Annotated in this window: 20 protein-coding genes; 11 read left to right on the top strand and 9 right to left on the bottom strand. The window is 56.6% G+C overall.

Going from position 1 to position 24,857, the window contains the following annotated elements; translation table 11 throughout:
• Positions 1-67: 67 nt before the first annotated feature.
• Positions 68-1,621 (bottom strand): alginate export family protein, encoded by a 1,554-nt coding sequence (locus K1Y02_00515; GenBank protein ID MBX7254810.1) that lies wholly within the window; start codon positions 1,619-1,621, stop codon positions 68-70.
• A 317-nt stretch (positions 1,622-1,938) separates the two neighbouring features.
• Between K1Y02_00515 and K1Y02_00520 the strand changes: the two genes are divergently transcribed.
• From K1Y02_00520 to K1Y02_00530, 3 genes are read left to right on the top strand one after another with little or no spacing between them, the layout of a single operon-like run.
• Positions 1,939-3,423 (top strand): Gfo/Idh/MocA family oxidoreductase, encoded by a 1,485-nt coding sequence (locus tag K1Y02_00520; GenBank protein MBX7254811.1) that lies wholly within the window; start codon positions 1,939-1,941, stop codon positions 3,421-3,423.
• 51 nt (positions 3,424-3,474) lie between these two features.
• Positions 3,475-5,079 carry an MFS transporter gene (locus K1Y02_00525; GenBank protein ID MBX7254812.1) on the top strand — a complete coding sequence of 535 codons (1,605 nt, stop codon included), beginning with the start codon at positions 3,475-3,477 and terminating at the stop codon, positions 5,077-5,079.
• Between the two features lie 54 nt (positions 5,080-5,133).
• A complete protein-coding gene (locus K1Y02_00530; GenBank protein ID MBX7254813.1) occupies positions 5,134-6,321 on the top strand; it encodes an amino acid deaminase/aldolase in 1,188 nt (395 codons plus the stop codon).
• A gap of 22 nt (positions 6,322-6,343) precedes the next feature.
• Here K1Y02_00530 and K1Y02_00535 read toward each other — a convergent pair whose 3' ends face one another.
• Positions 6,344-6,898 carry a hypothetical protein gene (locus K1Y02_00535; GenBank protein MBX7254814.1) on the bottom strand — a complete coding sequence of 185 codons (555 nt, stop codon included), beginning with the start codon at positions 6,896-6,898 and terminating at the stop codon, positions 6,344-6,346.
• 242 nt (positions 6,899-7,140) lie between these two features.
• Between K1Y02_00535 and K1Y02_00540 the strand changes: the two genes are divergently transcribed.
• The 5 genes from K1Y02_00540 to K1Y02_00560 all read left to right on the top strand — a co-directional run bounded on the left by K1Y02_00540 (position 7,141) and on the right by K1Y02_00560 (position 13,855).
• The gene (locus K1Y02_00540; GenBank protein ID MBX7254815.1) at positions 7,141-8,313 is read left to right on the top strand and encodes a DUF2961 domain-containing protein; all 1,173 of its coding nucleotides are present in this window, start codon (positions 7,141-7,143) and stop codon (positions 8,311-8,313) included.
• 150 nt (positions 8,314-8,463) lie between these two features.
• The gene (locus tag K1Y02_00545; GenBank protein ID MBX7254816.1) at positions 8,464-10,107 is read left to right on the top strand and encodes a glycoside hydrolase family 28 protein; all 1,644 of its coding nucleotides are present in this window, start codon (positions 8,464-8,466) and stop codon (positions 10,105-10,107) included.
• Positions 10,108-10,369: 262 nt separating this feature from the next.
• Complete coding sequence (locus tag K1Y02_00550) at positions 10,370-11,983, top strand: aldehyde dehydrogenase family protein (protein MBX7254817.1); 1,614 nt, start codon at positions 10,370-10,372, stop codon at positions 11,981-11,983.
• 35 nt (positions 11,984-12,018) lie between these two features.
• Positions 12,019-13,413: a GMC family oxidoreductase gene (locus K1Y02_00555; protein ID MBX7254818.1), complete on the top strand. Its 1,395-nt coding sequence runs from the start codon at positions 12,019-12,021 to the stop codon at positions 13,411-13,413.
• Positions 13,414-13,417: 4 nt separating this feature from the next.
• Positions 13,418-13,855 (top strand): hypothetical protein, encoded by a 438-nt coding sequence (locus tag K1Y02_00560; GenBank protein MBX7254819.1) that lies wholly within the window; start codon positions 13,418-13,420, stop codon positions 13,853-13,855.
• Positions 13,856-13,934: 79 nt separating this feature from the next.
• Here the strand turns inward: K1Y02_00560 and K1Y02_00565 are convergent, their stop codons facing one another.
• Both K1Y02_00565 and K1Y02_00570 read right to left on the bottom strand, forming a co-directional pair.
• Positions 13,935-14,576 carry a methyltransferase domain-containing protein gene (locus tag K1Y02_00565; protein MBX7254820.1) on the bottom strand — a complete coding sequence of 214 codons (642 nt, stop codon included), beginning with the start codon at positions 14,574-14,576 and terminating at the stop codon, positions 13,935-13,937.
• Between the two features lie 8 nt (positions 14,577-14,584).
• On the bottom strand, positions 14,585-15,493 hold the full coding sequence (locus K1Y02_00570) for a glycerophosphodiester phosphodiesterase (GenBank protein MBX7254821.1): 909 nt from the start codon (positions 15,491-15,493) through the stop codon (positions 14,585-14,587).
• A 161-nt stretch (positions 15,494-15,654) separates the two neighbouring features.
• Between K1Y02_00570 and K1Y02_00575 the strand changes: the two genes are divergently transcribed.
• From K1Y02_00575 to K1Y02_00585, 3 genes are all read left to right on the top strand, one after another.
• Positions 15,655-16,128, top strand: coding sequence for a hypothetical protein (locus K1Y02_00575; protein MBX7254822.1), 474 nt, complete (start codon positions 15,655-15,657; stop codon positions 16,126-16,128).
• Positions 16,129-16,146: 18 nt separating this feature from the next.
• Positions 16,147-17,448, top strand: a complete 1,302-nt coding sequence (locus K1Y02_00580; protein ID MBX7254823.1) for an iron-containing alcohol dehydrogenase — start codon at positions 16,147-16,149, stop codon at positions 17,446-17,448.
• Positions 17,449-17,634: 186 nt separating this feature from the next.
• Positions 17,635-19,767 (top strand): PAS domain-containing protein, encoded by a 2,133-nt coding sequence (locus K1Y02_00585; GenBank protein ID MBX7254824.1) that lies wholly within the window; start codon positions 17,635-17,637, stop codon positions 19,765-19,767.
• Between the two features lie 89 nt (positions 19,768-19,856).
• Here K1Y02_00585 and K1Y02_00590 read toward each other — a convergent pair whose 3' ends face one another.
• From K1Y02_00590 to K1Y02_00610, 5 genes are all read right to left on the bottom strand, one after another.
• Positions 19,857-20,660, bottom strand: coding sequence for an HAD family hydrolase (locus tag K1Y02_00590; GenBank protein ID MBX7254825.1), 804 nt, complete (start codon positions 20,658-20,660; stop codon positions 19,857-19,859).
• Positions 20,660-22,255, bottom strand: a complete 1,596-nt coding sequence (locus tag K1Y02_00595) for a fused MFS/spermidine synthase (protein MBX7254826.1) — start codon at positions 22,253-22,255, stop codon at positions 20,660-20,662. The genes K1Y02_00590 and K1Y02_00595 overlap by 1 nt, the downstream gene beginning before the upstream one ends.
• 75 nt (positions 22,256-22,330) lie before the next feature.
• Positions 22,331-22,819 carry a hypothetical protein gene (locus tag K1Y02_00600; protein MBX7254827.1) on the bottom strand — a complete coding sequence of 163 codons (489 nt, stop codon included), beginning with the start codon at positions 22,817-22,819 and terminating at the stop codon, positions 22,331-22,333.
• Positions 22,820-23,000: 181 nt separating this feature from the next.
• On the bottom strand, positions 23,001-24,002 hold the full coding sequence (locus K1Y02_00605; GenBank protein MBX7254828.1) for an SPFH/Band 7/PHB domain protein: 1,002 nt from the start codon (positions 24,000-24,002) through the stop codon (positions 23,001-23,003).
• Positions 24,003-24,207: 205 nt separating this feature from the next.
• The gene (locus K1Y02_00610) at positions 24,208-24,651 is read right to left on the bottom strand and encodes an NfeD family protein (protein ID MBX7254829.1); all 444 of its coding nucleotides are present in this window, start codon (positions 24,649-24,651) and stop codon (positions 24,208-24,210) included.
• Between the last annotated feature and the right edge of the window lie 206 nt (positions 24,652-24,857).

Genomic DNA, 24,857 nt, shown 5'->3' on the forward strand with positions numbered 1-24,857 from the left:
TGTAAACAAGCGCCGGGCGCCGCCTTTTGAGAAGCGGCGCCCGGCTTAAAGTGCGTATAGTGGAAATTTAGAACTTCAACACGGCCTCAAGACTAAAATAGTCCGCGTCTGCGTCATCTGTGCCCATAATGGAAGAGAGGCCGTTATTGGTGATGAACGCGCCATCTTGCGTGCCGTCGCCGCTGAAAAGGTGCTGCCACGTCGCACGAAACATCAAGTCTTCAGTATAGTCGTAGGTGACTTGGAGAGTGCTCATAAAGCCTATCTCGTCGCCTCCTTCCTGGGTCCAGAAACTGAGTGCGGGGGCCAATGGCACCCGAAAATCGCCAAACGTCACATACGCGGGCATGTCAAAAGGTTCTAGTGCCTCGTAGTAGGCGAGTTCCAGCTTAGCGGAGATGGTTTCGGTTGCCTGGAGTTCCACACCTGCGCGAGCTTGCCAGACATTCGACATGTTGCGTGGACGGTCCAAGATTTCAGTGTAGGTATACGAGGGGAATACGCGATTGAAGGAGACGCTGGCGTCCGGCGAACCGGTCCCCAGGAGCCATTCGAAGAAATCGACGTCGCGATTGTCTTCGCCGCCGAAATAGGCGCCGCCGATATAGGCGCGCCGCAACCACCACAACTCCATGGAGTACCCGACTTCAACATCGCCGCCCCACGCACTGAATTCCGCGCCATCGTCTCCGTAGTTAAACCCTATGGGACGGAATAGCGCACCAACGGCATCGGCCTCACCGAACTGATAGGCCAACTCGAGGTCGTAATCAAAATTGCCCGCTTTGCCGAAGAGGCGTGTTCCGACGGTGTGGAGTGTCGTGGGATCGTAATCGTCGCGGCCAAGCCAGTTTTCAAGCCATTCGATTGGCGCGACGAAATTTGTATCGCTTATGGAGCGCGCATCGCGCACGAACAGCCAGTAAGCTGAAACGCTGAGTGGTTCAATGGGTTTCAGTGTTGCGTAGACGCCATAGAAATCGACATCGCCGTCTTGTTCGCCGACGCCACCTTCAGCGAGTACCGATGCCCACGCATCGACGTCGAGGATATCGGAGGAATAGGTGAGGCGCAGTGCGTCGAACGGCTGCGAGCGGCCTGAAGACGCCGTGGCGCCAACAATCCATCCCTTGCCAAATTCCATCTTCTGACGGCCAACTCGCAGGCGAAGTGGAGTGCCGTACAACTCATCGGCTTCGATATATGCTTGAACGACCTCTACATCATCATTGGTGTTTGCCCTGGAATCGGCCCCAGTGATGTAGTCGGAGCGAAAATCTTCTCCGAAGATGTCGTAGGACTCCAGTTCGATTTGTGCCGCTACGTGGTCGGTGAAATCAGCCTTCACACTCAGGAGCGTCAGAATCTCCGTGAAGTCAAGGTCATTGCCCTTGTCGTCCCAATTGAAGACGCTAACTACACCGCGCTCATCGCCGATCGGGCGACGCGGCAGGAAGTTGCCGGGGATGCGTATTTCCCCTCGCGAATCGTCCGCATACGCGTAATCCCAATGGCGCCAGCGAACGCGGATCTTTCCGCCGACTTCGACGTTCTGCAATTCCGCCCAAACTGATGTCTGCACGAGAAGTGCACCAACAATCAATACCCCCAGACGTTTCATGGCGAGACTCCTTCCGCGTTCATAGATATAGCGTGTTTGGGCTCTTTACCCGTAAGCCCCAGAGAATCGTCACACACGTTTGTATGTGCATTACGATTGCAACACGTCTCCCCAGTACCCCATTGTCATCGCACAAACGTAGGGAAATAGTCAATCGGTTTGTCTTTGTCAGGCGAGAGTGTTTTGGGTCCAAGTCTTGACGGGCCACGGGGATTGCAGCGGCTTGGCCTCGTGGGCAAAATAGTGAGAGGGATCCAAGCCAGAGGCGGCCAGAGCCAAGGGAGCTTGGTGCGCGGGGGGGTACAGCTATCGTAAACGTGGCGTTTATCGGGGCAGGGCGCATAGCCGATTTGCATGCGTTGGGATACGCAGGCAATCCGGATGCCCGTATCTATGCGGTGTGCGACGTGTTGCCGGAACGGGCCGAGGCGCGCCGGAAGGAGTGGGGGGCGGAAAAGGCCTTCACGGATGTCCGGGAAGCGCTTGCCGACGCCAATGTTCACGCGGTCGAGGTACTCACGCCGTATGACACGCACGAACCGATTGTCACGGCCGCAATCCGAGCCGGGAAGCACGTCGCGTGTCAGAAACCCCTTACAACGAGCCTTGCAAGCGCGGATCGATTACTGGCCGAGGCGAAATCCTCGAATGTCGTGTTCAAGATAACGGAGGTCTACGTGACCTATCCGCCTCTTGTTCTGGCGAAGCAGTTGATCGATGAGGGGGCCATTGGCGAACTCGCGGGGATGCGGATTAAGTACGTGGCCAGTCCCAAAGGCGGCTGGCAGGTTTCCGAGTCGACTTATCAGCAGCAGTTTCGCATTGCGGCGCAGGGTTTCGGATACGAGACGTTCGATCACGGCCATCACGAGTGGGCTGTGGGGTGGTGGTTCCTTGGCGAGCCGGAGCGCGTGTGTGCGTGGGTCGATTCGCTCAACGGTATACTCGATACGCCCTCTGTGGTGATGTGGAAGAGCCGCAACTCGAAGCGTTACGGCGTGGTGGATTTTCTGCATGCCGCCGATTTGCACATCCCCTCGAACTACTATTCCAACGACGAATGGTTCGAGTTCACCGGAAGCCGGGGTATAATCCTCGTCAATCGGGGTACGGGGGAAATCCAGAAAGAGCGCGCGCCAGTGAGTGTGTTTGACGGAGAACGCTGGACGCACCACGAGGTACCCGCGGATTGGGGGGAAGGATTCAAAGGGTCCACGAGGAACTTCATCGAAGCGATCCATGGTCAGTCGCGCCCGTCGTTATCGGGCGAGGAGGGCCGTGAGGTGTTGCGGTTCGGTTTGGCCGTGATGGAGTCTGCGCGTAAGCGCCGTGAAGTGTACATTGACGAACTCGAACGCCCGTTTCCATGGTTGTATAACGTGCGCCGGAGGATGCGTGAGCGGGAGGACGTGATTGTTGGACCCAGGCGGAAACCCTGGTTTCAGTTTGGCGCGTCGACGGCCAAGTATGCGCCGCAGGCGCGCACGTTGACAGAGAGCCTGCCGCAACGGTTCGATCCTTCCGCAGTAGCCGGCTGGAGTTGCACCGTTTCGTTGATTCTGACCGGCGAGGGTGGCGTGCCCGATCAGAGCTTCGGCGTCTACGTGGGTGACGGGAGAATGGACGTGCGGACCGGCGACAGGCCGGCAAGTCCCGATCTGACGCTGCGCATGCCCGCGGGTACGTGGGCCGCGATTGTACTGGGGAAGAAGCGGTTGGAGACGGCCTTCTTTCAGGGCAAGATCAAGTTTGAGGGGAAAGGCGAAGAAGGGCTCAAGCTCAAGAGCGCCATCGGACTGTAGGCAAGGGGGGTGTCATGGGTTCAGTTTCAATCCGGGCAATTCGGGTGACGCATGGGTGAATTGTCGTTCCGTCAACGGCTAGCCTTCGGGATGGCCGGCATCACCATGAATCTACCCGACATGGTTTTCATGCAATGGCTGCTGGTGCGCTATGTCCGGCCCGGCGAAATGCAGCCGCTGGTTCCGCCCCTGCTTTTTGGCGTCATCGTTCTATTCGCCCGCATCATGGAAGCGATAGCGAATCCCGTGGTGGGCCATTGGAGCGACCAAACGCGTACCAAGTGGGGCCGCCGCATGCCGTATTTGCGGCTGGGAATTATCCCATTCGTCGTGGTCTTTTCCCTGTTGTTTGCGCCTCCCGTCGACCATCTTCACTGGATGAACGTCGCGTGGGTCTTCGTTTTGCTCCAATGTTATCTGTATCTCTATGCCGTGATTATCACGCCATACTTGGCGCTGCTTCCCGAGATTTCGTCCAATCTTAAGGAACGTGTCGACCTGACCACGTACCAGTCCGTCTTCATCATGCTGGGCACATTTTTGTTCGCGGCCATGGGCGCCATTCTCAACACCTATGGTTGGACCAAAGCGTCCCTCTTGGTGAGTGCGTTGGCGCTGCTATGTTTTCTCCCGGTTTGCACCCTTATTCGCGAACGCGAGCATCCATCTATCTCGAAAGAGGAACACATGGGCCTTTTCGCATCCGCGAGGCTTGCCCTCAAGAATCAGCCATTCCGGTGCGTGTTCGGCGCGACCGCGTTGTTCTGGTATGGACTGAATGGCCTGATTGTTCTTGTGCCGGTGTGGGTGCTGAGTTACCTCGGACGCGACGAGGGCGCGGTAACCATGGTTATGCTGCCGTTTCTGCTTGTGAACCTCGCGTTCTTCTTTGTGTTCAACGCACTTGCAGGGAAATTCGGAAAGTATGTGCTCATGCAAGTGACGTTTCTCGCGGGCGCGGTAGTCATGGCATCCATCGCCCTCGTGGGCATACTCCCCATAGGAAGCGAGTTCATTCAGACGGCGGTCATTATGTCCCTCTTCGGCATTCCCGCCGCGGGATTCATGGTCTTGCCCTTTGCGGTCCTTGCCGATGTCGTAGACTACGACGAGAAGCTTACGGGCCGCAGGCGTGAGGCGCTGTATGTCGGCGGGCAAGGTGTTGCGCAGAAGATCATGATTGGACTCTCGATGCTGAGCTTTACCATCGTGCCGTACCTGGGAAGCGATGGCACCCAGACGTTGCGCGAGGGTGGCGCACTGGTGATCAGCGGATCGTATTCACCGCAAGAAGGAACGGCAATTCCGTCCGACTCAGTCGCGCCGGCCACGGAATACGCGCCTGGGGTGGTCCGAATCAGCCCCAAACCTGCGTCTATCAATGCCCCCTGGAGACTGAGCGGTCCTGACGGGATCGTGCGAGAAGGCAAGGGACCGGCGGAATTGACCGATCTGCCGCGGGGAAAGTATGCGATCGAATGGAAGGAAGTGGCGGGATGGACTGTACCGCAGCCCGCTAAGCAACCCACTCCATTTGGTCTCAAACTGATGGCTCTGCTTTGCGGTGCAGCGTGTGTGTGCGGATTCCTGGTGTTTTTGCGTTATCCGATCCGGGAGAAGGACGGCAAGACGTATTTCGTGGGTCAGACGTGTTAGGCTGAAGCGGGTTAATCGGAACGGGCTTCCCGGACACATTGGACGAAGAGGACGATGGAACGCACCTATCAATACTACCGCGAAGTGTTTGCCGGGCGCGTGATGCCGTTTGCGTTCGTGGACCTCGATTTATTCGACCAGAACATTCGGGACATTGCGGTGCGCGCGGGAAAGCGTACGATTCGTATCGCATCGAAGTCGGTTCGCTCCATTCCGCTCCTTGAGCGAATCCTCGATGCGAATCCCATCTATCGCGGCATCATGGCATACAGCGTGCGCGAGGCCGTGTTTCTGAGCCAGCAAGGTTTTGACGATATTCTTGTTGCGTATCCGGCCCTGCGAGAGGCCGACGACATGGCGTTTGCGGAGGAGCTTCGCCGGGGCAAACGCATCGTCTTGATGGTCGACTGCGCAGAGCACGTGCAGTTCTTGGAGAAGGTGGGCGGCGTATTCCGCGTCTTCATTCCGGTATGCATTGACATCGACATGTCCACCCAGTTTCCGGGACTGTACTTCGGGGTGCGGCGTTCGCCGATAACGACCCCCGAGCAGGCCCTCGCTGTGTGCCGGGAAATCAAAGAGAGCAAGTATGTGCGGCTTCATGGGCTGATGGGATACGAGGCGCAGATCGCCGGGCTGCCGGACAACGTGCCGGGCGGCGGACTCAAGAACGCCGTGGTCCGGTATTTGAAGCAACGCTCACTGATGAAAGTGCGTGCACGGCGCGCGCGGATCGTCGAGGCGGTGAAGAACGCGGGTTTCGACCTCGGGTTTGTTAACGGCGGCGGCACGGGCAGTGTTGAATCGACCGCGTCGGAGTCCTGCATTACCGAGGTGACGGTTGGCTCGGGATTCTTCTCGCCGCTGTTGTTCGACTGGTACCAGGGATTTCATCATTCGCCCGCGGTGGGCTATGCCATCGAAATCACGCGTAAACCCTGTCCGAATATCTACACCTGCCACGGCGGCGGGTACGTGGCGTCTGGCACAGGCAAAGAAAAGCAGCCCCGGCCGTACCTGCCGAAAGGTGCGCGCTTGTTGTCGACCGAAGGAGCGGGGGAGGTGCAGACCCCTGTTGTATGTGACGGTCCCGAGTCGCTTAATCTCGGCGATCCGATCTTCATGCGCTACAGCAAGGCCGGTGAAATGTGCGAACGGTTCAACGTGCTGCTTGCCGTCTCGGAAGGCAAGGTTGTCGATGAAATTCCCACTTATCGCGGTGAGGGCCAGGTGTTTCTGTAGGCAGGAACGTGTGGTTTCGCGATCACGAGATCCAGATCTGTGCGTCGGCAGTCACCCGCCAAACTTCGCCATCCCAATCCAAGAGCGTAATGCCGCCTCCGCCACCTGTCGGACCTCTTGAACCCACGCCGTATAAGAGGGCTTGTGTGCCATCTTTGCTAAACCCGACCTGGGATACGCGAGTGAATCCGATACTCCCTGGGTAGAGGCCTTTCAAGACGTCATACGCCTTCTTGTCGTGAGTTTGAAAGAGATCTTTGATTTGGCTATTGGGAATGAGAACTATGTTCAGCTTCAACGGAAATGTATCCGTCAGTGTCACTGACTCCTTGTTCTTCAGCAAGAAGTCTTCTAGCGTATCTTGCCTTAACCCAGCGAGCTGCTTACGAATTTCTTCGCTCAGCGAGCTTTTCCACGTCTCCGTTTCCTGAACGAGAAGGAGTGGATTCGAAATTTGTAAGCCTTGACTGAGAGAAGCGGCATAGACTTGGTACGGATCCGAACGGCCATCCTTATGCCCACATCCGCAGATTATTGCCGCGAGAAAGACAGCTACAGGCATTAGACGGGTTTTCACTAATCTTGTTCCTGTTATTTGTTTTAGTCTTGGGTGTACGGGAAAGTATAAGCGTAACACGAAAACTCACTGGAGAGAGATGATGTGACGTGTAGAACGGTCGATGCCCGTGTGTCACGATGTGTCCGGCTGCGTCAATGCGAGTGGACTCTTTGGATGAATGAACAAGAACAGACGGCCTATAATTGCCGTTATAGTGACTTCACAATTTGTCATGTGCTGCAGAAAGCAGGGGGGGCAACATGAAGAGACATCAGGTTGTTACGGTTGCCATGCTGGCGGTCGTATTCACGGTTTCCGCGCTTGCCGACAATTCACGGGTAAAGACGATGGGGGAACCCGCTATGTTTGGAGGGCTTGGCGCGCTCCCGTTCCTCACCGATGCGAGGACGCGTTCGATCAGTGCCGAGAATCCGACGGGTGAGAAGGGCAAGGGCGGGATGGCCGTGCCGAATCCTTCGGAGGAGAAGCCCGCGGCGGCGGCACGCGCGGCGGATGACCTCGGACAGGGGTGGAAGGTGCGTCCGTTCATCCGCGTGAACGCGGGCGAGACGGCGACGCTGATGGACGTGGACGGCTCGGGCGTCGTCCAACACATTTGGATTGCGGGCGCGGACGCCAACTGGAAACGCAGCTACGTGCTGCGATTCTACTGGGACGGCGAAGAGACGCCTTCCATTGAAGTACCCGTGCCAGACTTCTTCGCCGTGGGACACGAGAAGTTTGCGCCCGTGAATTCGCTGGCGGTGGTCAACAATCCCGCGAACGGTTTGAACTGCTATTGGCCAATGCCATTTCGCAACCATGCGAAGGTTACAATTTCAAACGACGACTCGGCGGATCTGATGCTGGTCGCGTATCAGATTACGTATGCGGAAACGAGCGTGCCTGACAACGCGGCGTACCTGCACGCGCAGTGGCGGCGCGCCAAGACGGATACAGTCAATCCGTGCGTGATTCTCGACGGTGTGAAAGGGAAAGGGCGTTACGTCGGTACGTTCCTCGCGTGGACGCAGTTCGAGAAGGGATGGTTCGGCGAAGGAGAGATTAAGTTCTACATGGATGGCGACACCGAGTTTCCGACCATCTGCGGCACGGGCACGGAGGACTATTTTTGCGGCAGCTACGGGTTCCCGGAGCCTTACACGACGGCCTACGTGGGCACGACGTTGCCTACAAAAGACGGCGATGAACCGCCGAACCATTGGAGCCTCTACCGTTGGCACATTCAGGATCCCATCTGTTATGACCAAGACTTGCGGGTCACGATCCAGGCCCTAGGATGGGGTAAGGACGGCAAGTACAAGAAGCTGTCGGATGACATTGCATCCGTTGCATACTGGTATCAGGCCGAGCCGCATGCGCCGTTCCCGGCAATGCCTGGCGTGGCTGAGCGCGCGCCAGTAAAGAAGTAAGACAAGAAGATGAAGGTAGCCGAGGGCGGCTGCCCCACATGAGCCGGGTTCGAGAAGCGTTACGCAGCAGCCCTCGACTGAGATTGTCTGACCAATGTGCATTGGAAGAGAGCTCAACTTGCGACTGATGAGTCTTCGGAGATTTATCCAGTGAGAACACTAGCCTCTGCGTTGCTTTTGGTGTTTTGTGCAATGGCAATTGCTCAAACGTCGCTTCCTCCATCCTCCCCCTATGCCGTGCGCGCGTTTGGGGCGGTGGGTGACGGCGTGGCGAAGGACACGGCGGCGGTACAGAAGGCCATCGATGCATGCTCGGCGGGTGGCGGCGGTACGGTGTATTTTGCGCCGGGTTCTTATCTCTGCGGCAGCCTTCACCTGAAGAGTAACGTAACGCTGTATCTCGACACGGCGGCGGTTATCAAAGGCAGCAAGGACATTGCCGATTATGATCCGTACGAGGAATTGGGATTCGAGAATGACGCTGACCGAGAGACTTCATTCTTCCATCAGTCGTTGATCTGGGGCGAAGGCGTCGAGCACATCGGCATTGTGGGCTCGGGAACGATCGACAGCAACTACGAGCACCGTGGCGGGCCGAAGGCAGTCGGATTGAAGCGCTGCAAGTACGTGGAGATTCGCGGCATTCATGTCATAAATATACCGAACTACGCCATCAGCATGTTGGGAACGGACTACGTGACCATCGACGGCGTGACGATACAGAACGGGTTTGCTGACGGTATTGACCCCGATGCGTGCCAGAACGTACGTATTTCGAATTGCCACATCGAGACCTTCGATGATGCGATCGTACCGAAGGCGAGTTTCTCTCTGGGCGAACGCCGTGCTTGCGAAAACATCACGGTTACGAACTGTTTTCTTGGGACAGCTTGCAGTGCATTCAAGCTGGGCACCGAGTCTGGCGGCGATTTCAAGAGGATTGCCGTAAGCAACTGCGTGATGTCGGGTTTGGAAGGCAGGCGGCCCGCGATAAGCGGCATATCGCTGGAGTCCGTGGATGGGTCCAATATCGACGGCGTCGTAATCTCGAATTGCACGATGGTCGATTGTCGCGCGCCGGTCTTCATCCGCCTGGGCAACCGTGGTCGCGATATGGATACGCCAACTCCGGGCACGGTCCGCAATATCTCCATCAACAACATTGTATCTACGGGCGCGTCGCTATCGTGTTCCGTTGCGGGATTGCCAGGGCACAACATTGAAGGTGTTACACTTTCCGACATTCGTGTGCGATTTGTTGGCGGAGGGCCACACCGCAGCGACGAGGAAGTCATACCTGAATACGCGGACGAATACCCCGAGGCAACCATGTTTGGAGGACTGCCGTCCTACGGCTTGTATGCGCGGCATGTGGCGGGGCTTACCTTGCGCAACGTGCAAGTGTTCTGCGAGAAGGACTACTGGGTATTGAGTGAAGTGCGTTCGGGTAAGATCCGCTGGCGTGTGGATGGGGGGATGCCCGAGCCCGCAGCCCTCAGCGATCCGGGCCATGCGGTGGTATGCGACGATGTAACGGGATTGGTCATCGACGACTTGAAGGCCCAAGCTTCGCCTGACGGCGCTTCCGTGATGCGACTTATCAACGTGCGCGATGCGATGGTGCGCAACTCGGCCGCACCTGCCAATGCTGCTGTTTTTGTCGAAGTCGCCGGCGAGCAGTCGGCAGGAATTGCGTTACTGGGCAATGATTTTTCGCGCGCTCAGGCAGGGCTTAAGCTCGATGCCAAGACTTCTGCTGAAGTTGTTCGTGCTGCGGGAAACCTTGAGAAATAGAGTCGATGTCCAGACTTCTGGGTCGAGCGTAGGGGCTGTCGTGACGATTGCTGCTATTGCAGCATTTTGGACCATCTGATATAGTGCCCTTGGCTTGACCAAAGGTCAGGTAACCGCTTCCGCAAGGTCCGGTGGCTGTCCATACAATAATGCGCTTCATTTGCTCGTGGGTTCTGTTCTGTTGAATCACGACAGAGCGCTTGTTCCTTGTCTTTGAATTCGAACCTCATAACCCGAATCTGTGCAGTAGGAGGTCCACTCAATGATAACGGAAAGCACCCTAACCGCCCCTCAAACTTCCTCTGCATCGCAAGCGGCCCCCAACGAAATCGCGGTACGGAATCCACGCACGGGCAAAACGATATACACGTTCCGCGAGCCGACCGATCAGGAAATCCAGCAATCATTTGAGCGGGCTCGCGCGGCGTTCGGCACGATCCGCGCGATGACGGTTCGGGAGCGGCTGGAAGAAATCGGGAAGATTAAGCGCTATTTTCTGGCGAACAAAGAGAAGATTGTTGACCGCATCGTTGAGGAAACCGGCAAGGCGCGAACGGATGCGTTGGTTTCCGAGGTGTTTGCGATACTCGATATCATTCACTACTACCAGAAGAATGCCGAGAAGGTGCTGGGGGACCAGGTGGTTTCAACACCGCTGCTTCAGTTTCCCAAGAAGTCGAAGATCTACTACGAACCCATTGGTACGGTTCTCATTATTTCGCCGTGGAATTTTCCGCTGAATCTCGCGCTTGTGCCCATTGTGACCGCATTCACGGCGGGCAACTCCGTTGTGTTCAAACCTTCGGAATGGACGCCGCTCTGCGGGCTTATCGAAGAAATTGTCGAAGAGAGCGGATTCATGAAGGAAGCCATTACGGTGGTGTATGGCGGGAAAGACGTTGGCCGAAAGCTCATTGACCAACGACCCGCGAAGATACTGTTTACGGGGAGCACGCGCGCAGGCCGGCAGATCATGGAACAGGCGGCTAAATACCTGATACCCGTGGAACTGGAGCTTGGCGGCAAAGATCCCATGGTCGTATTCGATGACGTGGACGTGGAGCGTGCGGCCAAGGCGGCGGCCTGGGGCGGCATGATGAACTGCGGCCAGACGTGTACGTCCGTGGAGCGAATCATCGTGCAGGAAGGGGTTTATCCCGAGTTCGTGGCTGCGCTGAAGCGGCGAATCGAAAAACTGAGCCATGCGGGCGCCTGCGAGGGCAAAGCCGACGAAGGCAATCTCGATGTTGGCTGCATTACCGCGGATTTCCAGGTGAAGATTGTTGAAGAGCAAATTAAAGACGCCAAGGCCAAAGGGGCAGAAGTCTTTTCAGCGGGGACGCATACCGAGGGTTCGCACGCCATTCCGCCGACCATGATTACGAACGTGGACAAGTCGATGAAGGTGCTTCAAGACGAGACCTTTGGTCCCGTGGTAACGGTGGAGAAGTTCAAGACCGAAGACGAAGCCGTGGCGATGGCCAACGATTCACCGTATGGGCTGAGTGGAAGCGTTTGGTCGCAGGACTTGGTGCGCGCGGAACGGGTCGCACGGCGCATCGAAACGGGCAGCCTTTCGATCAACAACGTCCTTGCCACGCAGGGTAACCCGGGTCTACCCTTTGGCGGGACCAAAGACAGCGGGTTTGGACGCTACAAGGGCCCGCTCGGCCTGCAGGGATTCTCGAACCCGAAATCGGTCCTGATCGACCACACAAAGAAGCCGGAGGTCTACTGGTATCCGTACAGCAAAGAGAAGTATCATCTCTTCAGTAGGTTGTTGGACGCGATCTATGGCGGAAGCCCATTCTGGGTTCTCAAGGCCGCACTGATTGGTCTTAAGATGGAGTCTCTCGCGAAAAAGAAACGCAAGTAGCGAGGGCGCCTTGGGGGAGGCAAGAGATTACCATCATGGCAAGCGGATGTACCTACGATTTCATTGTGGTTGGCTCTGGCTCTTCCGGAGGTGTCGTTGCGGGCCTTCTGCAACGCGCGGGGGCAAAGTGCCTGCTCATAGAAGCGGGAAAGCATTTCACCGCGAGCACCTTTCCTGCCAATGAAGCCGACTATTCCGCGCAGATGTTCTGGGGCGGGGGGCTTGAGTACGACACCCGTTGTCTGATGGGATTCCTGCGCGGCAAATGCGTCGGCGGCGGTTCCATCGTCAATCAAGCGTTGCAGGATCGGTTCGACGATATTGCACTCGGAGACTGGAAGGCGCAGTCCGGCATCGACTACTTCACCCCTGAGGCCATGGATCCCTTCTATACGGCCGCAGAAGACGGAATTGTCCTGCAGACCTTGCCTGCCGAACAACGAAACCGAAGTGCCCAACTTTTCATACGGGGGCTTGACCATGCGGAGGTAGGCTGGGCCGCGTTGCGGCGCGGGCAGTGCGACTGCGGTGTCGAACAGGGTAACGATTGCATCGCGTGTCTTGGCGGTTGCCACCGCGATTCGAAACAGAGCACGCTGATTGCCTACATCGATCCTGCGATGCCAAAAGGTCTGGACCTTGCCGCCGAGTTTCTGGTGGACCGTGTCGAGCACAGTGCTTCCGGCGTCAAGGTTCACGGGCACAACGGCAGCGGGCCAAAGACCTACGAAGCGAAGAAGTGCATTCTGGCAGGCGGGTCATTTGGCACGACACAGATACTTCTGAAGTCGGGGTTTCGCGATAAGCTGCCCGCGCTCGGCAAATGCTTTTCCATGCACCCTCAGTATATGTCGTTTGCGGAGTTTGACGAACCGGTCGATGCGCACAAGGGTGCGTTTCAAACCGTCAAATCCTCGGACAAAGGGCTTCGCAAGAAGGGCTACAAACTGGAGAATGTGTACGCACCCCCGGTGAGTATTGCCATGTTGTACCGGCGCGGCGGCGTGGACTTGCAGCGCTTCATGAAACGATACCGCTACTATGCGTGCGTGGAAGTCGCGGTACGCGATGAAGCCACCGGCGAGCTATCAATTGATCGCAAGGGCAAGTTGCTGATCAAGAAAGAGATCACGGCGCAAGACGCGGCCCGCCGCGACGATGGATTGGAACTTGTGCGGAGCGTGTTCGCGGCGGTGGGCGCCAAGAGCATGTTTCAGTCGCCGATGTACTTTGGATTGCACCTGATGGGCGGTTGCGCCATCGGTGTAGACCCGCGAACCTCAGTCGTGAACGAGGCATTCCAAGTACATGGGTGCGAGAATTTGTATACGGCGGATACCAGCATTTTCCCGAACGCGCCGGGCATCAATCCCGCGCTGTCGGTGATGGCCCTCGCGCACAAGCTGAGCCGGCAACTGGTGAAAGGATAGCGTCATGCCGAATCACTATTCGCGTATCCTTGGTCCGAAGGCATGTCGCGCGCTTGAACGCGTAGCAGACTTTATCGTTCCCGTGGTTGACGACTATCCATCGTTCGCGGAGATCGGTTGCGTGGAGCATGTTGATGCCATCCTCGAAAATGCGCCTCCGAAAGATGCGGCGGACTTGAACCTCTTCTTGACGGTGCTCTATTTCATGCCAGATGGTGTGCTGCGGTTTGTCGTTCGCAACATGGAGAAGGCGGACACTTGGTTCGAGCCCGTTGCGACGACGTTCCGACTGCTGGATTTGGGGCTTCGAGGACTTGTCCTCTCGCTCTACTACTCCGGAAAGCATGGTGCAGACTACAAGGGCAAGACTCCCGCGGACGTCATCGAGTTCTCGCTGAACCGTGTGCCGCGACAAGTCGTATCCACCATCGAGGCCAAGTAACGACCTGCAGTCGCCGGCGAAGACTCCGCCTTTCCATACTTGGAGTCAGGTGTAGCAGAAGCTCCTAATTGAATGAACGTCACTCGGGCTTTCTGCACAGGAAATGGAAATAGGGCAGAAACAGGAATCCCTGGTCCGCATTTGCGCCATCGGAATTATCTACGCGCGACAACGGATCGCATGGATGCACACCGGCGTTCACCTCAAACCCTGCTGTTCGTAATGCCTGTCCCAACTTTCTGGCGACTTGTACGTCAGCACCTTCGGTTCTCAGCGATTCGCCGTAAGCCTTGAGACCCGAACTTGAGGACGGATACTCGATAAGCCCGCCGTAGTCGGGCTCCGCGGCGGCAATCAGATGACCGCCGGGTAGTAGTACTCGATCAATCTCGGCAATCACCTGTCTAAGATCCCTGACCCACAAGAAGAACATCTGAGTGAATACGAGGTCGAATGAACCAGCATGGAACGGCAGCGTTTCGCCGGTTCCTGCCACGCGAAGACCTTCTGCTAACCGAAGGGATTTCACGTCGCTGTCCAGTCCAACCGCAATACCGCCGCAGCGCCACTTTAAATCCGCCAGCGTTGTGCCGGTGCCTGCTCCAAGGTCAAGCACGCGGCCTTTGCTCGCGATATCGACTCTTCGCAATAAGCGGTTTCGTTCGCCCACGAACCAACGCGCCTGGCGGCGATATTGGTTGTCGAGGTCGCGGGAGTCCATGATTGGCCTCAGCCCTTATCGGATTCCTTCTTCCATTCTTCGATCGCTTTGGCAAGTAGGTCCGGTTTGTCGGACAGAATGCTGTCTACACCCATATCGAGGTAGGCTCTCATCTTGACGGGGTCGTTGATGGTGTGGATCTGAAACTTGATGCCTTTTGCTCGAATCGCCTTAATGTCTTCCGGCTTGAGCTGAAACTGGGGCAACATGTCTTCGTCCATGGAAAGTACATCGCTTATAGGCTTGTACGAGTCCCACGTACCGCCTCGGAGAGCGGACAGCAAGGCTGCCCCCGACGCGAAGTCATAGCAGGTCGCCAATTCAGGCGCCGTTTCACGGGTGCGCGCCACAGCTTCGGGAACGAAGGAAGCGATCAATACCCGGTCTTGTGCTTTTGCGTCTCTGATAATCTTGATGCATGCGTCGGCCAATGCGGCTGATCCTTTGAAGTCAACAAGGAAATTCGAATCTGGAGCGCAAGCCAGCGCTTCTTCCAGTGTCGCCACAGTTACACCTTTGCCGCGATAGGGGTATGTAGCGCCTCCGTCTTTTGTGAAGGAGTAGCCTGCGTCAAGGGCTTTGATTTGCGCGAGCGTTAAATCCGCAATCTTGCCCTTACCGTTGGTCGTTCGGTCCACGGAGTCATCGTGCATGAGTACGATGGCTCCGTCCGCAGTCATGCGGGCATCGGTCTCCAGGAGGATTCCCGGAAATGTTTTGGCGGCGAGTTCGAATCCAGCGGCCGTGTTTTCCGGCCACAACAATTCACCCCCTCGGTGTGCCCCGAGCAGAAACGGCCTCTTGAAGAACGGCTTTATGCTGTCGCCGGAATGCGAGGACTGTCCTTCCGCGGAATCGGGGATACCCACGGCGGCAATTGCCAGCGACAGGATCAATACGGCAATGTTCGATTTCATGACTATGCAGCTCCCTAATCACAAATCCCGAGAGATTAACAAGGGATGAGTGTACACAAGACATAAGCTTGAAGAAAGGCGGTTCTACATCGCTACGATGCGCATGCGGCTTCGCGTCAGTTGGTGGACTTTCGCGTGCGTTCCATCGTAGCCTAGTCGGTATGGCACAAATTCAGTTACTGATAGCGGACCCCGTGTTGCGTGTGACCGTTAGCACAATGCTTCAGGCGGAAGGGCATACTGTTTCGGGAGATACTCCGGATGTTATTCTTACCGACGCCATAGAAGCGGCGCACTCGTTCGTTGAGCGGGCGCCGACACTGGTGTTTGCGGCCGCAACGCAGATTCGCGACGCGGTCGCTGCGATGAAGCAGGGGGTATTCGGGTATATTTTCTTGCCGCTCCAACCCGGAGAGGCGGAAGTCATGGTGCGGCGCGCGATCGGCGCACACGCAACCAAGCCTGTGGAGACCGTTCGACTTCTCGAAGAGGTCGAATCGGAACACATCCTTGCAGTGCTTCGACACTGCAAGAACAGCCGGGCAAAAGCGGCCAAACTATTGGGGGTGGGCCGCAACACGCTCTGGCGAAAACTGAAGCGCATCGAGGCGGCGCGCAAAGCGTCGCAGCAGTAGAAGCGCGGGAGAACGTTCATGTCCACCAAGACCAAGCGCGGGGAGTTGCTTGCCCGCGCCTATGCCGTTTCACCCGACCTCGCCATCGAGATTTGTCATATCGGTTCGGACGCGGCAAAGCAGTTGGCAGACTTTGCCAAGGCGAAGTGCGGAGTCAAGGCCTTTGTCGTTTCGGACGAGAATACCCGGAAGGCCGTCGGAGATGCGCCGTATTCGGAGCTTCGCGCCGCTGGCAAGAGTCTGTCCGAGAAGGTGTTTGGAGGTGAGAGACTGGACGCCTCGGATCACCTCGGGGACGAAGTCGCTGAAGAAGGCCGTGACGCCGATTTCTTCGTGGGGATCGGGTCAGGTTCGGTGTGCGATCTGGCAAAGCATGCGGGAACGAAACTGAATCGCCCCGTTCTGCTTTATGGAACGGCTGCATCCATGAATGGGTATACATCGGGCATCACCGCGATGAAGGTCCGTGGCCTGAAGCGAACCATCCCCTGTCAGCCCGCCTTGGGTGTATTCGCGGACCCTGCGGTGGTCGCGGCCGCGCCCGCGCGCATGACGGCAGCCGGCGTTGCGGATTTCCTGTCGAAGTGTTCGGCGGGAGCCGATTGGCGGACCGCCCACTTCTTGCGGAACGAGTACTATGATGAAAGTGCGCTGCGCTTCTATGAGGGAATCGTGGAAGAGATGCTCGAAAGCGCCGAGGCCGTAGGCCGTGGCGATGCCAACGCTGCCGCGCTCGTAATGGAAGCGCTTCTGCTTTCCGGTTTGGCCATGCTTGTCGCGGGGTCTTCCTCGCCAGCGTCGGGTGGAGAACATCTCATTTCCCATTTCGTGGATATGAAGCAGGCACTCTATGGCACGCCGAACGACTTGCACGGTGTTCAGGTGGGCGTGGCGACGGTGCACTGCCTTCGCCTTTGGGAGAAGGTGCTTGCCGTGGACGCGTCGGCAATGGATATCGATGCGCTTGTGGATTCCCAGCCAACTGAAGCGCAGATTCGGACGTGGGCAATTGAAGATTGGGGTGAATCGGTTGCAGCAGAAGTCCTGAAACAATGGGGGCAGAAGGCACTTGACCCGGCAGGCATTCGCGCCGAGCTGGAGAAGTTCCGGGACGGTCTCCCTGAACTGCGCAAAGCAGTTGGACAAGATCTGCTGCCAGCGGAGACTGTTGCGAGCGCTATTCGCCTCTCCGGCGGTCCAACCGAGCCCGAAGGTATGACGGCGCCCTTGGATGAATACCGAAAGGCACTCAAGCGCGCTCGCTACATTCGAAACCGATTCACGGTGCTCGATCTTTCAGCCGAATTGGGATTAGACTGAAGGAGACGGTCGATTGCTCCCGGGGGAACCGATCGCTCGCCGGTTCGGAGGCGAATACCTTGACCGCATGGTAAGAAACATGGGGTTCTTTAAGAATCAGATAGGGCCTACGTTTCGATCGACTCAGCCGTCACGCGCGTGGGTACGTCCGTGCCAAAGTGCGCGCTTTAAGGGGAAGGAAGCCTAGTGTTCCTCGAACTCATTCAGAACATGGCCCTCCTAATTTCGTTGGCCGTGATACTTCAAGTCCTTGCGCGCCGCACCGAGAGAAAACCGGCACTGTACGAGTCCGTGACGGGGCTCCTGTTCGGCTGCGTCGGCATAGTCGGCATGATGACGCCCATGCATTTTGCGGAAGGCGTTATCTACGATGGCCGGTCCATCATCCTGAGTCTTGCCGGGATCTTCGGAGGACCAATCGCCGCGCTGCTGTCTGCTGTGATGTGTGGTGTGTATCGGGGTTATTTGGGTGGTCCAGGCGCATTGGCAGGAATCCTGACCATAACCGAGTCGGCCGCGCTTGGTGCAGTCTATGGGTATCTGCGCCGACGCGACGAAGCGTGGGTCACGCCATTCAAGCTGTGGTGCTTTGCTCTCCTTGTCCATGTGTTAATGCTGGCAGCCCAGTTACTGATTCCGGAAAAGGGTCTCGCCGCTGTGCTCTACGTGGGACCTAGCGTACTTATATTTTACCCACTGGTCTTTATGTTGATAGCGCAAGTCTTTCTCGATGATGAACGAAGGCGGAGGTCAGAGAACGCCTTGCGAGAAAGCCAAGAACGTCTCGACCTCGTTCTGCGTGGAGCAGAATTGGGCGCGTGGGACTGGCATATAGTGTCAAATCGTGTGACATTCAACGAACGTTGGGCCACGATGCTGGGGTACGAAGTTGGCGAGTTGAGTCCCCACTATGATACCTGGGAGAGGTTGGTCCATCCCGATGACTCCAAGCGTGTGATAGAAGCGCTGCAGGATCACGTCAAGGGACATAGTGATTCATACGAAGTCGAGTATCGTCTGAAGAGGAAGGACGGCGATTGGGCTTGGGTTCTGGACAAAGGTCGCGTCATTGAGCGAACGGCCGATGGAAAGCCAATCCGCGCGTGTGGCACTCATCTTGACATTACCGAGCGCAAGCTTGCCGAGGAAACCCGCGAGAAGCTGGAAGAACAGTTGAAGCAAGCGCACAAGATGGAAGCGGTGGGGCAATTAGCGGGCGGCATCGCGCACGACTTCAATAATTTGCTTCAGGTGATCCTGGGGAATGCGGATCTTCTGAGTAGCGGACTCAAGCCGGATGACCCGAATTTCGAGATATTGGACGAGGTCCGACGGGCGGGGGAACGCGCCTCGGAATTGACACAGCAATTACTGGCTTTCAGCAGGCGGCAGATCATCCAGCCCGTGAACCTGGATCTGAACGATCTCATTCAGTCCGTACTCCGGATGATTCGCCGAATTATCGGGGAGCATATCGAGTTGCGGTTCATTCCCGGCGATCGGCTTGGGTTGGTGTACGCCGATAAGGGGCAAATCGAGCAAATCGTGCTCAATCTGTGCGTAAATGCGCGCGACGCTATGCCTACGGGTGGCACGTTGACCATCGAGACCGAGAACGTCATCATCGGAGAGGCGTATTGCCGCGAGCACCTGTGGGCGACCGAAGGCCGGTACGTATTGTTGAGCGTGACGGACAGCGGCGTGGGCATGGATGAACTGACGCAGGCTCACATTTTTGAGCCGTTTTTTACGACCAAAGGCGTGGGACAGGGTACCGGGCTTGGGCTTGCCACGGTGTACGGCATTGTGAAACGGCACAGCGGGTTGGTTCATGTCTACAGTGAGCTAGACAAAGGTACGACCTTCAAGATTTATTTGCCCATCACCGAACGTTTCGCGGAAGAAGTCGGGGCCAAGATCGAGCCGCGTGTTGTGGGCGGTTCTGAGACGATTCTCGTTGCTGAAGACGAAGAAATGGTCCGTAACCTTGTTGTTCGTATTCTGGAGTCTGCCGGGTACAGCGTGCTGTCTGCCGTCGACGGAGAGGACGCATTGCGCGTTTTTGAAGCCCACGCCGATAGAATTAATCTTGCGCTTCTCGACGTGATGATGCCCAAGCTCGGGGGCAAAGAGGTGATGAACAAGATGCTGGAACGCCGTCCGGATATGCGTGTCCTTTTCAGCAGCGGCTACAGCGAGAATGCAGTGCACGCGAATTTTGTCATCAAGACGGGATTGCGTCTAATCAGCAAACCTTACCGGAGCGATGAGTTGCTGCGCGCGGTTCGAGAGACACTTGATGCGCCGTTGAGCACGTAGGTGGCTCTGTTAAGTTTAGCCTTTTCCGGCATTGTACAACTCAGGGGGGAGCGTGTACGGAAGGCTATAAATCCTTGAGTCTGTCCTAATTACGTCTCAAGTAGTGCTCTTAGCTCGACCAAGGAATTCACCTCGATGTGGGGAGCAATTGAGTCATCACGGACGGTCCTTTCTCTATTGAGCCAGATACCTTTCATGCCCATTCGCATGGCAGGTAATACATCCGATTTCAGACTGTTTCCAATCATCACTGACGTGGCTGTTCTGCCGCCAAGTTGATCCAGGATGAGTTCGAACACACGTACGTTAGGTTTGCCTATTCCAATATCACCTGAAATCAAGGTTGCATCAAACATGGGGGCAAGCCCCGAGTTCTCCAATTTGGCTTTCTGAAGGTCAGGCGCTCCATTGGTTAGCAGACCTAGCCGGTACCTCTGCTTCAAAGACTGCAGCGTAGGCAGGACGTCTGGATAGACAACGTGCCTGCGCCGTCTCTCGCGCACAAACGTTTCTGCCAACTCTGTGGCCAGCGCATCGTTCCGAGGGACTCCACAACGTTGAAGAGCACCGAGCCATGACTGCTGGCGGTACGTCTGTTTCCATTCAGACAGAGTTCGCAAGGATTCGCTGTCTCCGTGAAACTCTGCCCACAAGCCTTCCCATGAGCTGATCCCCACATCTATGCAATAACTGCGAGCCGGCGATTGATGCCACAACTCTCGGCAGCATTGACGGATGCTCTTGTGCAACGTCTCAGGATTGACCTCTGCGCGTTTGTGTGCGAGAGCGCACGTCGCACGGAATGCGGCTTCGGCAGATTGCTCCTCCACAACCAATGTGTCATCCAGGTCGAAGACGAGAGTGCGCATTTCGTCCAGGCAGGCTGAACTCATTACCGGCTGCCTGGGGCGAGGTCCAGCGTGGCGTTGTTGTCGGTGAAGAGTTTTCCGTTGCGGGGTTTCGCGAGCACGGAAGATACCTGCGACAGGCGGTGTTCGAGGTCCGCAGGGACCTTTCTCCCTGCTTTGCGCAAGTTGTCTACCAGTTGCGCAAACCCCGTGTTGTCGAGCGGGTGTGCAAACCACGGACCTTCTGGCCAAGCCTTACCGTCGCGCACACCGTTTGCGTCCAGTTCCGTTGCCACAATCTTCTGAGCCACAAAGACGGTGTTCGAACTGGATTCCGCTTCGAAGGCGTACACCATCTGGAAGACACTTTCAAGAGTAACCAGCATCCCATGGACCACGTCATCGTTGAGACCGCCCGGCACCCCCATCACGTTATAGAAGAGCACGCCGCCGTTGGATAGGCGGTCGTATGCCGCTTTGAAGAACTCCTGGGTCGCGAGGTGCGGCGGGATATAGGCTCCATTACGGCCAGAACCGTACGCATCCATCAGGATGGCGCCGTAAACCTTCTTTGATCGTTGCAGGTACGTACGGCCATCGGACGTTACGATATGAAGCCGCGGGTCGTCCGGTACTTGGAAGTATTTCTTTGCGACTTTCACGACCTCCGGGTCGATTTCCGCCACATCGATCTTCACGTTTGGATACGTGGCAAGATACGACTTGGGGCCGGTGCCACCGCCCAGTCCTACAAACAACACGTTTTCAATACTCGGATCGAGCAGCATCACGGTGTGGAAGAACTGTGTGTATTCGAATCCTCCCGCGGTTGGATCTTTGAGCGACATCGCCGATTGCGCATCGCTGTCGAAGTATAAGATGCGCCGGTCGGGGTTGTCTTTCACGAGAATGTGATGATACGCCGTGTAGTTCTCATAGATGACGTCGGCGTGTGCCAAGCCCGTGACGAGAGTCAAGATTCCGAGCGATGCAACACGGCGCGCACGAGCTTTGGCTACGCCGCCTATCCCGATAATCATGACTCCCATGATCACCAGCAGACCCGAAATTGCATACAGCGACTCAATCACTCCCCACATGAGAAACACCCTTACGGTTAGCAGGACACCCACAATGCTTCCGACAGTGGAAAGCGCGGCGACGCGTCCCGCGCCCGACCCCACGTGTTCCAGGTCGCGAACATAGAGGCGAATGCATTGTGGCATAACGGTTCCAAGGGCGAGAATGGGCAAAAAGGTCGAGAAGCCAGCCCCCACCAAGGGTTCCCACCATTGGACCATCTCCTGCTGCGGAACAATGTCCACGGCAACCTTGACCAATGCCTCCATGAAGACGGCAGAGAGGCCGGCCATGGCAAGCATGGCACCCAGTGGCGTCCACGAGCGATAGCGGTCTGCGAAGAAGCCGCCGAGTGAATAGCCAATGGCGAGACCTGCCAGACAGACGGATATTTCGGCTGCCCAAACATCCAGAGAACTTCCATAGAAACGCTGCAGGATGCGTACCGCGATGAATTCGTAGACCATTACGGCGCCGCCGGATACGAAGACGATACAGGAAAGCGCGACCGCGCCGGCACGGCTGCGCACGTTGGATTGAGGAGTGCTTGCGTTATTCATGCCGCGATTATAGCGTTTCGCCGCACGAATGTTCTCCGTGCCCGCGCGCGGTGACTACTGTGCGCGCAAATCGAGTCAGGATTTTGAGTTCGCCTCCTTTTGAAGAGAGGCAAAAAGGTGCGTTGCTTCAGCAGACGAAAACTTGACGGTAACATGTCCTGTCGCTCGCGGCAGGAAGTCCTCCGCATCAAATTCCATGCGGACCCTTTTCCCATCCACTTCAATTCGGAGACCTTTGTCGAGCGGGTTGTTCAGAGGGATCTCTACAATCGTCAAGAGCGAGAACGCGCTAAGTATGATTAACCGCTTGCGAGTGAAGACCACAGAGCCCGCACAGAGCTTCTTTTTCCAGTGGATCCAAATCCCCGGCGCTCTGAATCGCTGAAACTTGATCGAGTACCAGATCCCCTCGTCGAGGTACACGACACCCTCAGACTCATAGTCCTTTCGCCTTTGCCGCGAGAGTCCTCCCAAGCCAAACAGTCTGTAAAACACCGTCTGTGCCATGACTTCCTCCCTGTCGAAGCAGTCGTCTTCTAACCAGGATTTCTCACGAACACACATGAACCTCTCCCGTAACCAGGATGCTTGCCGGACTTGCGGCGCAAACCTAAGCGGCTCTCCGAAAACAGAGTGTGTTCGCGAGAAATCCTCATGGCATGACCTCCAAGTCCTGCACGCGAGCAATTTGCACCGGCGCTCAATCGCGCCGGTGCAAATTGCGGATTAAGGGTAGACGGGATTACTACTCCGGTTTTGGATTGCTGGTGTTCTCCAGGAGGTTCTTGATTCCACCCAACGAACCGAGAATGGCCGTGGCTTCGTAGGGCAGATACACGACTTTGTTGTCTTTGCCGGAAACCATCTCGCGCAAGGTCTCGATATATCGCATCGCAACGAGGTAGCCAGCCGGATCGCCTCCGCTGTCCTTGATGGCTGCCGTCACTTTTTGTAGCGCTTCGGCCTCGGCCTGAGCCACTTTGATGCGCGCTTCGGCTGCACCCTGCGCCTCCAGTACCAGCGCCTGCTGAGCGCCTTCTGCTTTCGTAATTTCCGCTTGCCTGATACCCTCGGCTTCCAGGATCTTAGACTGCTTCGCTCCTTCGGCATCAAGGATGGCTGCGCGCCGATCGCGCTCCGCGCGCATCTGCTTTTCCATGGCCCCTTTCACGTCCGCCGGAGGGATGATGTCTTGAAGTTCAACGCGATTGATCTTTACGCCCCACTTGTCAGTGGCATCGTCGAGGATAGCCCGGAGCTTGCTGTTGATGGTGTCCCGTGAGCTTAACGTCTCATCCAGATCCATCTCGCCGATGACGTTACGCAGCGTAGTCTGCGTCAGTTTTTCGATGGCGTTGGGAAGATTGGCCAGTTCATACACCGCTTTCACCGGGTCTGTAATCTGGAAATACAGCATCGCGTTGATTTCGATGACCACGTTATCCTTGGTGATGACGTTCTGCTTCGGGAAGTCGTAGAGGGTTTCCCTGAGATCGAGCCGCGCAATGGTCTCGCACCGGACTATGGGCTTCCCGTCGATGTCGATTCGCACGTATTTCCATTCGATGGAACGGGGCTTGTCGAAGAACGGCCAGATGATGTTCACGCCGGATTTCAAGGTCCGGTTGTACCGCCCCAGGCGTTCGATGACCATGGTTTCGGCTTGCTGAATGATCTTGAGGCCCTTTGCGGCGAACAGAATCACTGCGAATGCAACGACGATGAGAATTACGATCAACCCTTCCATCTGCCTGATCCCTTTCTAGTCCGCAATTTGCACCGGCGCGATTGAGCGCCGGTGCAAATTGCGACCTTGCAAGACATTGAGGTTATGCCATGAGGATTTCTCGCGAGCACACTCTGTTCTCGGAGATTTGCTATGTTTTTCGCCGCAAGTCTCGCAAACACACTGTTTACGAGAGGGGTTCAAGTGTGTTCGTGAGAAATCCGGACTAACGGACTCGATCCACTTCCACGGTGCAACCGGTAATCGCGCGCACGCAGACCCGCGCGCCCAGAGGTACCTCATCGGTGAACGGACTGACGGCCTTCCAATCTTCGCCGCCAATCTTTACCCGACCCGTGTGCGCTGAGGACGAAATGGCTTCGACAACCACGCCCTCACGCCCCACCAACCCATCCACATTTGTCTGAGACGCATCGCCTTCTCTGTGCAGTAGCCGCACGCATATAGGGCGGACCGCGAAGAGCAGCACCGCCGAGGCCACGACAAAGCCCAGGAGTTGTCCCGCGAGCCCGACTCCTGAAACAGAAAGGACCGCCGGAACGGCACACGCCACGCCGAACAGAGACACAAGGAATCCGGTGGTAAATATCTCGGTGATGAGCAACACCAGTCCCAAGATAATCCAAAGATGCCACATGGCCAAGTGCATGCTATGCCTCCCGGGAGTCTTCCCCCGCTAACGCTCTTCGTGAGCGACACCCCACTCCACGCAATATTAGCACAGGGAATCCCGTTAGCCTCTACTATAAAAGATGCTCATGGTCTTCACTTCGTTTATACGGCCGGTTTGCCTTTGCCCGTGTCTCAAGCCGTATAATCTCCCGATTCGCACGCAGCGGTGGCGCACTGCTCCTG

Source organism: Candidatus Hydrogenedentota bacterium, assembly GCA_019695095.1.
GTDB lineage: Bacteria > Hydrogenedentota > Hydrogenedentia > Hydrogenedentales > SLHB01 > JAIBAQ01.

What these genes read in the sequence shown, in the direction of transcription:
- K1Y02_00515 (MBX7254810.1), bottom strand. Translation starts at nt 1,621, where the DNA reads ATGAAACGTCTGGGGGTATTGATTGTTGGTGCACTTCTCGTGCAGACA.
- K1Y02_00550 (MBX7254817.1), top strand. Translation starts at nt 10,370, where the DNA reads ATGATAACGGAAAGCACCCTAACCGCCCCTCAAACTTCCTCTGCATCG.
- K1Y02_00605 (MBX7254828.1), bottom strand. Translation starts at nt 24,002, where the DNA reads ATGGAAGGGTTGATCGTAATTCTCATCGTCGTTGCATTCGCAGTGATT.
- K1Y02_00575 (MBX7254822.1), top strand. Translation starts at nt 15,655, where the DNA reads ATGGCACAAATTCAGTTACTGATAGCGGACCCCGTGTTGCGTGTGACC.
- K1Y02_00565 (MBX7254820.1), bottom strand. Translation starts at nt 14,576, where the DNA reads ATGGACTCCCGCGACCTCGACAACCAATATCGCCGCCAGGCGCGTTGG.
- K1Y02_00540 (MBX7254815.1), top strand. Translation starts at nt 7,141, where the DNA reads ATGAAGAGACATCAGGTTGTTACGGTTGCCATGCTGGCGGTCGTATTC.
- K1Y02_00590 (MBX7254825.1), bottom strand. Translation starts at nt 20,660, where the DNA reads ATGAGTTCAGCCTGCCTGGACGAAATGCGCACTCTCGTCTTCGACCTG.
- K1Y02_00580 (MBX7254823.1), top strand. Translation starts at nt 16,147, where the DNA reads ATGTCCACCAAGACCAAGCGCGGGGAGTTGCTTGCCCGCGCCTATGCC.
- K1Y02_00560 (MBX7254819.1), top strand. Translation starts at nt 13,418, where the DNA reads ATGCCGAATCACTATTCGCGTATCCTTGGTCCGAAGGCATGTCGCGCG.
- K1Y02_00595 (MBX7254826.1), bottom strand. Translation starts at nt 22,255, where the DNA reads ATGAATAACGCAAGCACTCCTCAATCCAACGTGCGCAGCCGTGCCGGC.
- K1Y02_00555 (MBX7254818.1), top strand. Translation starts at nt 12,019, where the DNA reads ATGGCAAGCGGATGTACCTACGATTTCATTGTGGTTGGCTCTGGCTCT.
- K1Y02_00610 (MBX7254829.1), bottom strand. Translation starts at nt 24,651, where the DNA reads ATGCACTTGGCCATGTGGCATCTTTGGATTATCTTGGGACTGGTGTTG.
- K1Y02_00600 (MBX7254827.1), bottom strand. Translation starts at nt 22,819, where the DNA reads ATGTGTGTTCGTGAGAAATCCTGGTTAGAAGACGACTGCTTCGACAGG.
- K1Y02_00570 (MBX7254821.1), bottom strand. Translation starts at nt 15,493, where the DNA reads ATGAAATCGAACATTGCCGTATTGATCCTGTCGCTGGCAATTGCCGCC.
- K1Y02_00525 (MBX7254812.1), top strand. Translation starts at nt 3,475, where the DNA reads ATGGGTGAATTGTCGTTCCGTCAACGGCTAGCCTTCGGGATGGCCGGC.
- K1Y02_00530 (MBX7254813.1), top strand. Translation starts at nt 5,134, where the DNA reads ATGGAACGCACCTATCAATACTACCGCGAAGTGTTTGCCGGGCGCGTG.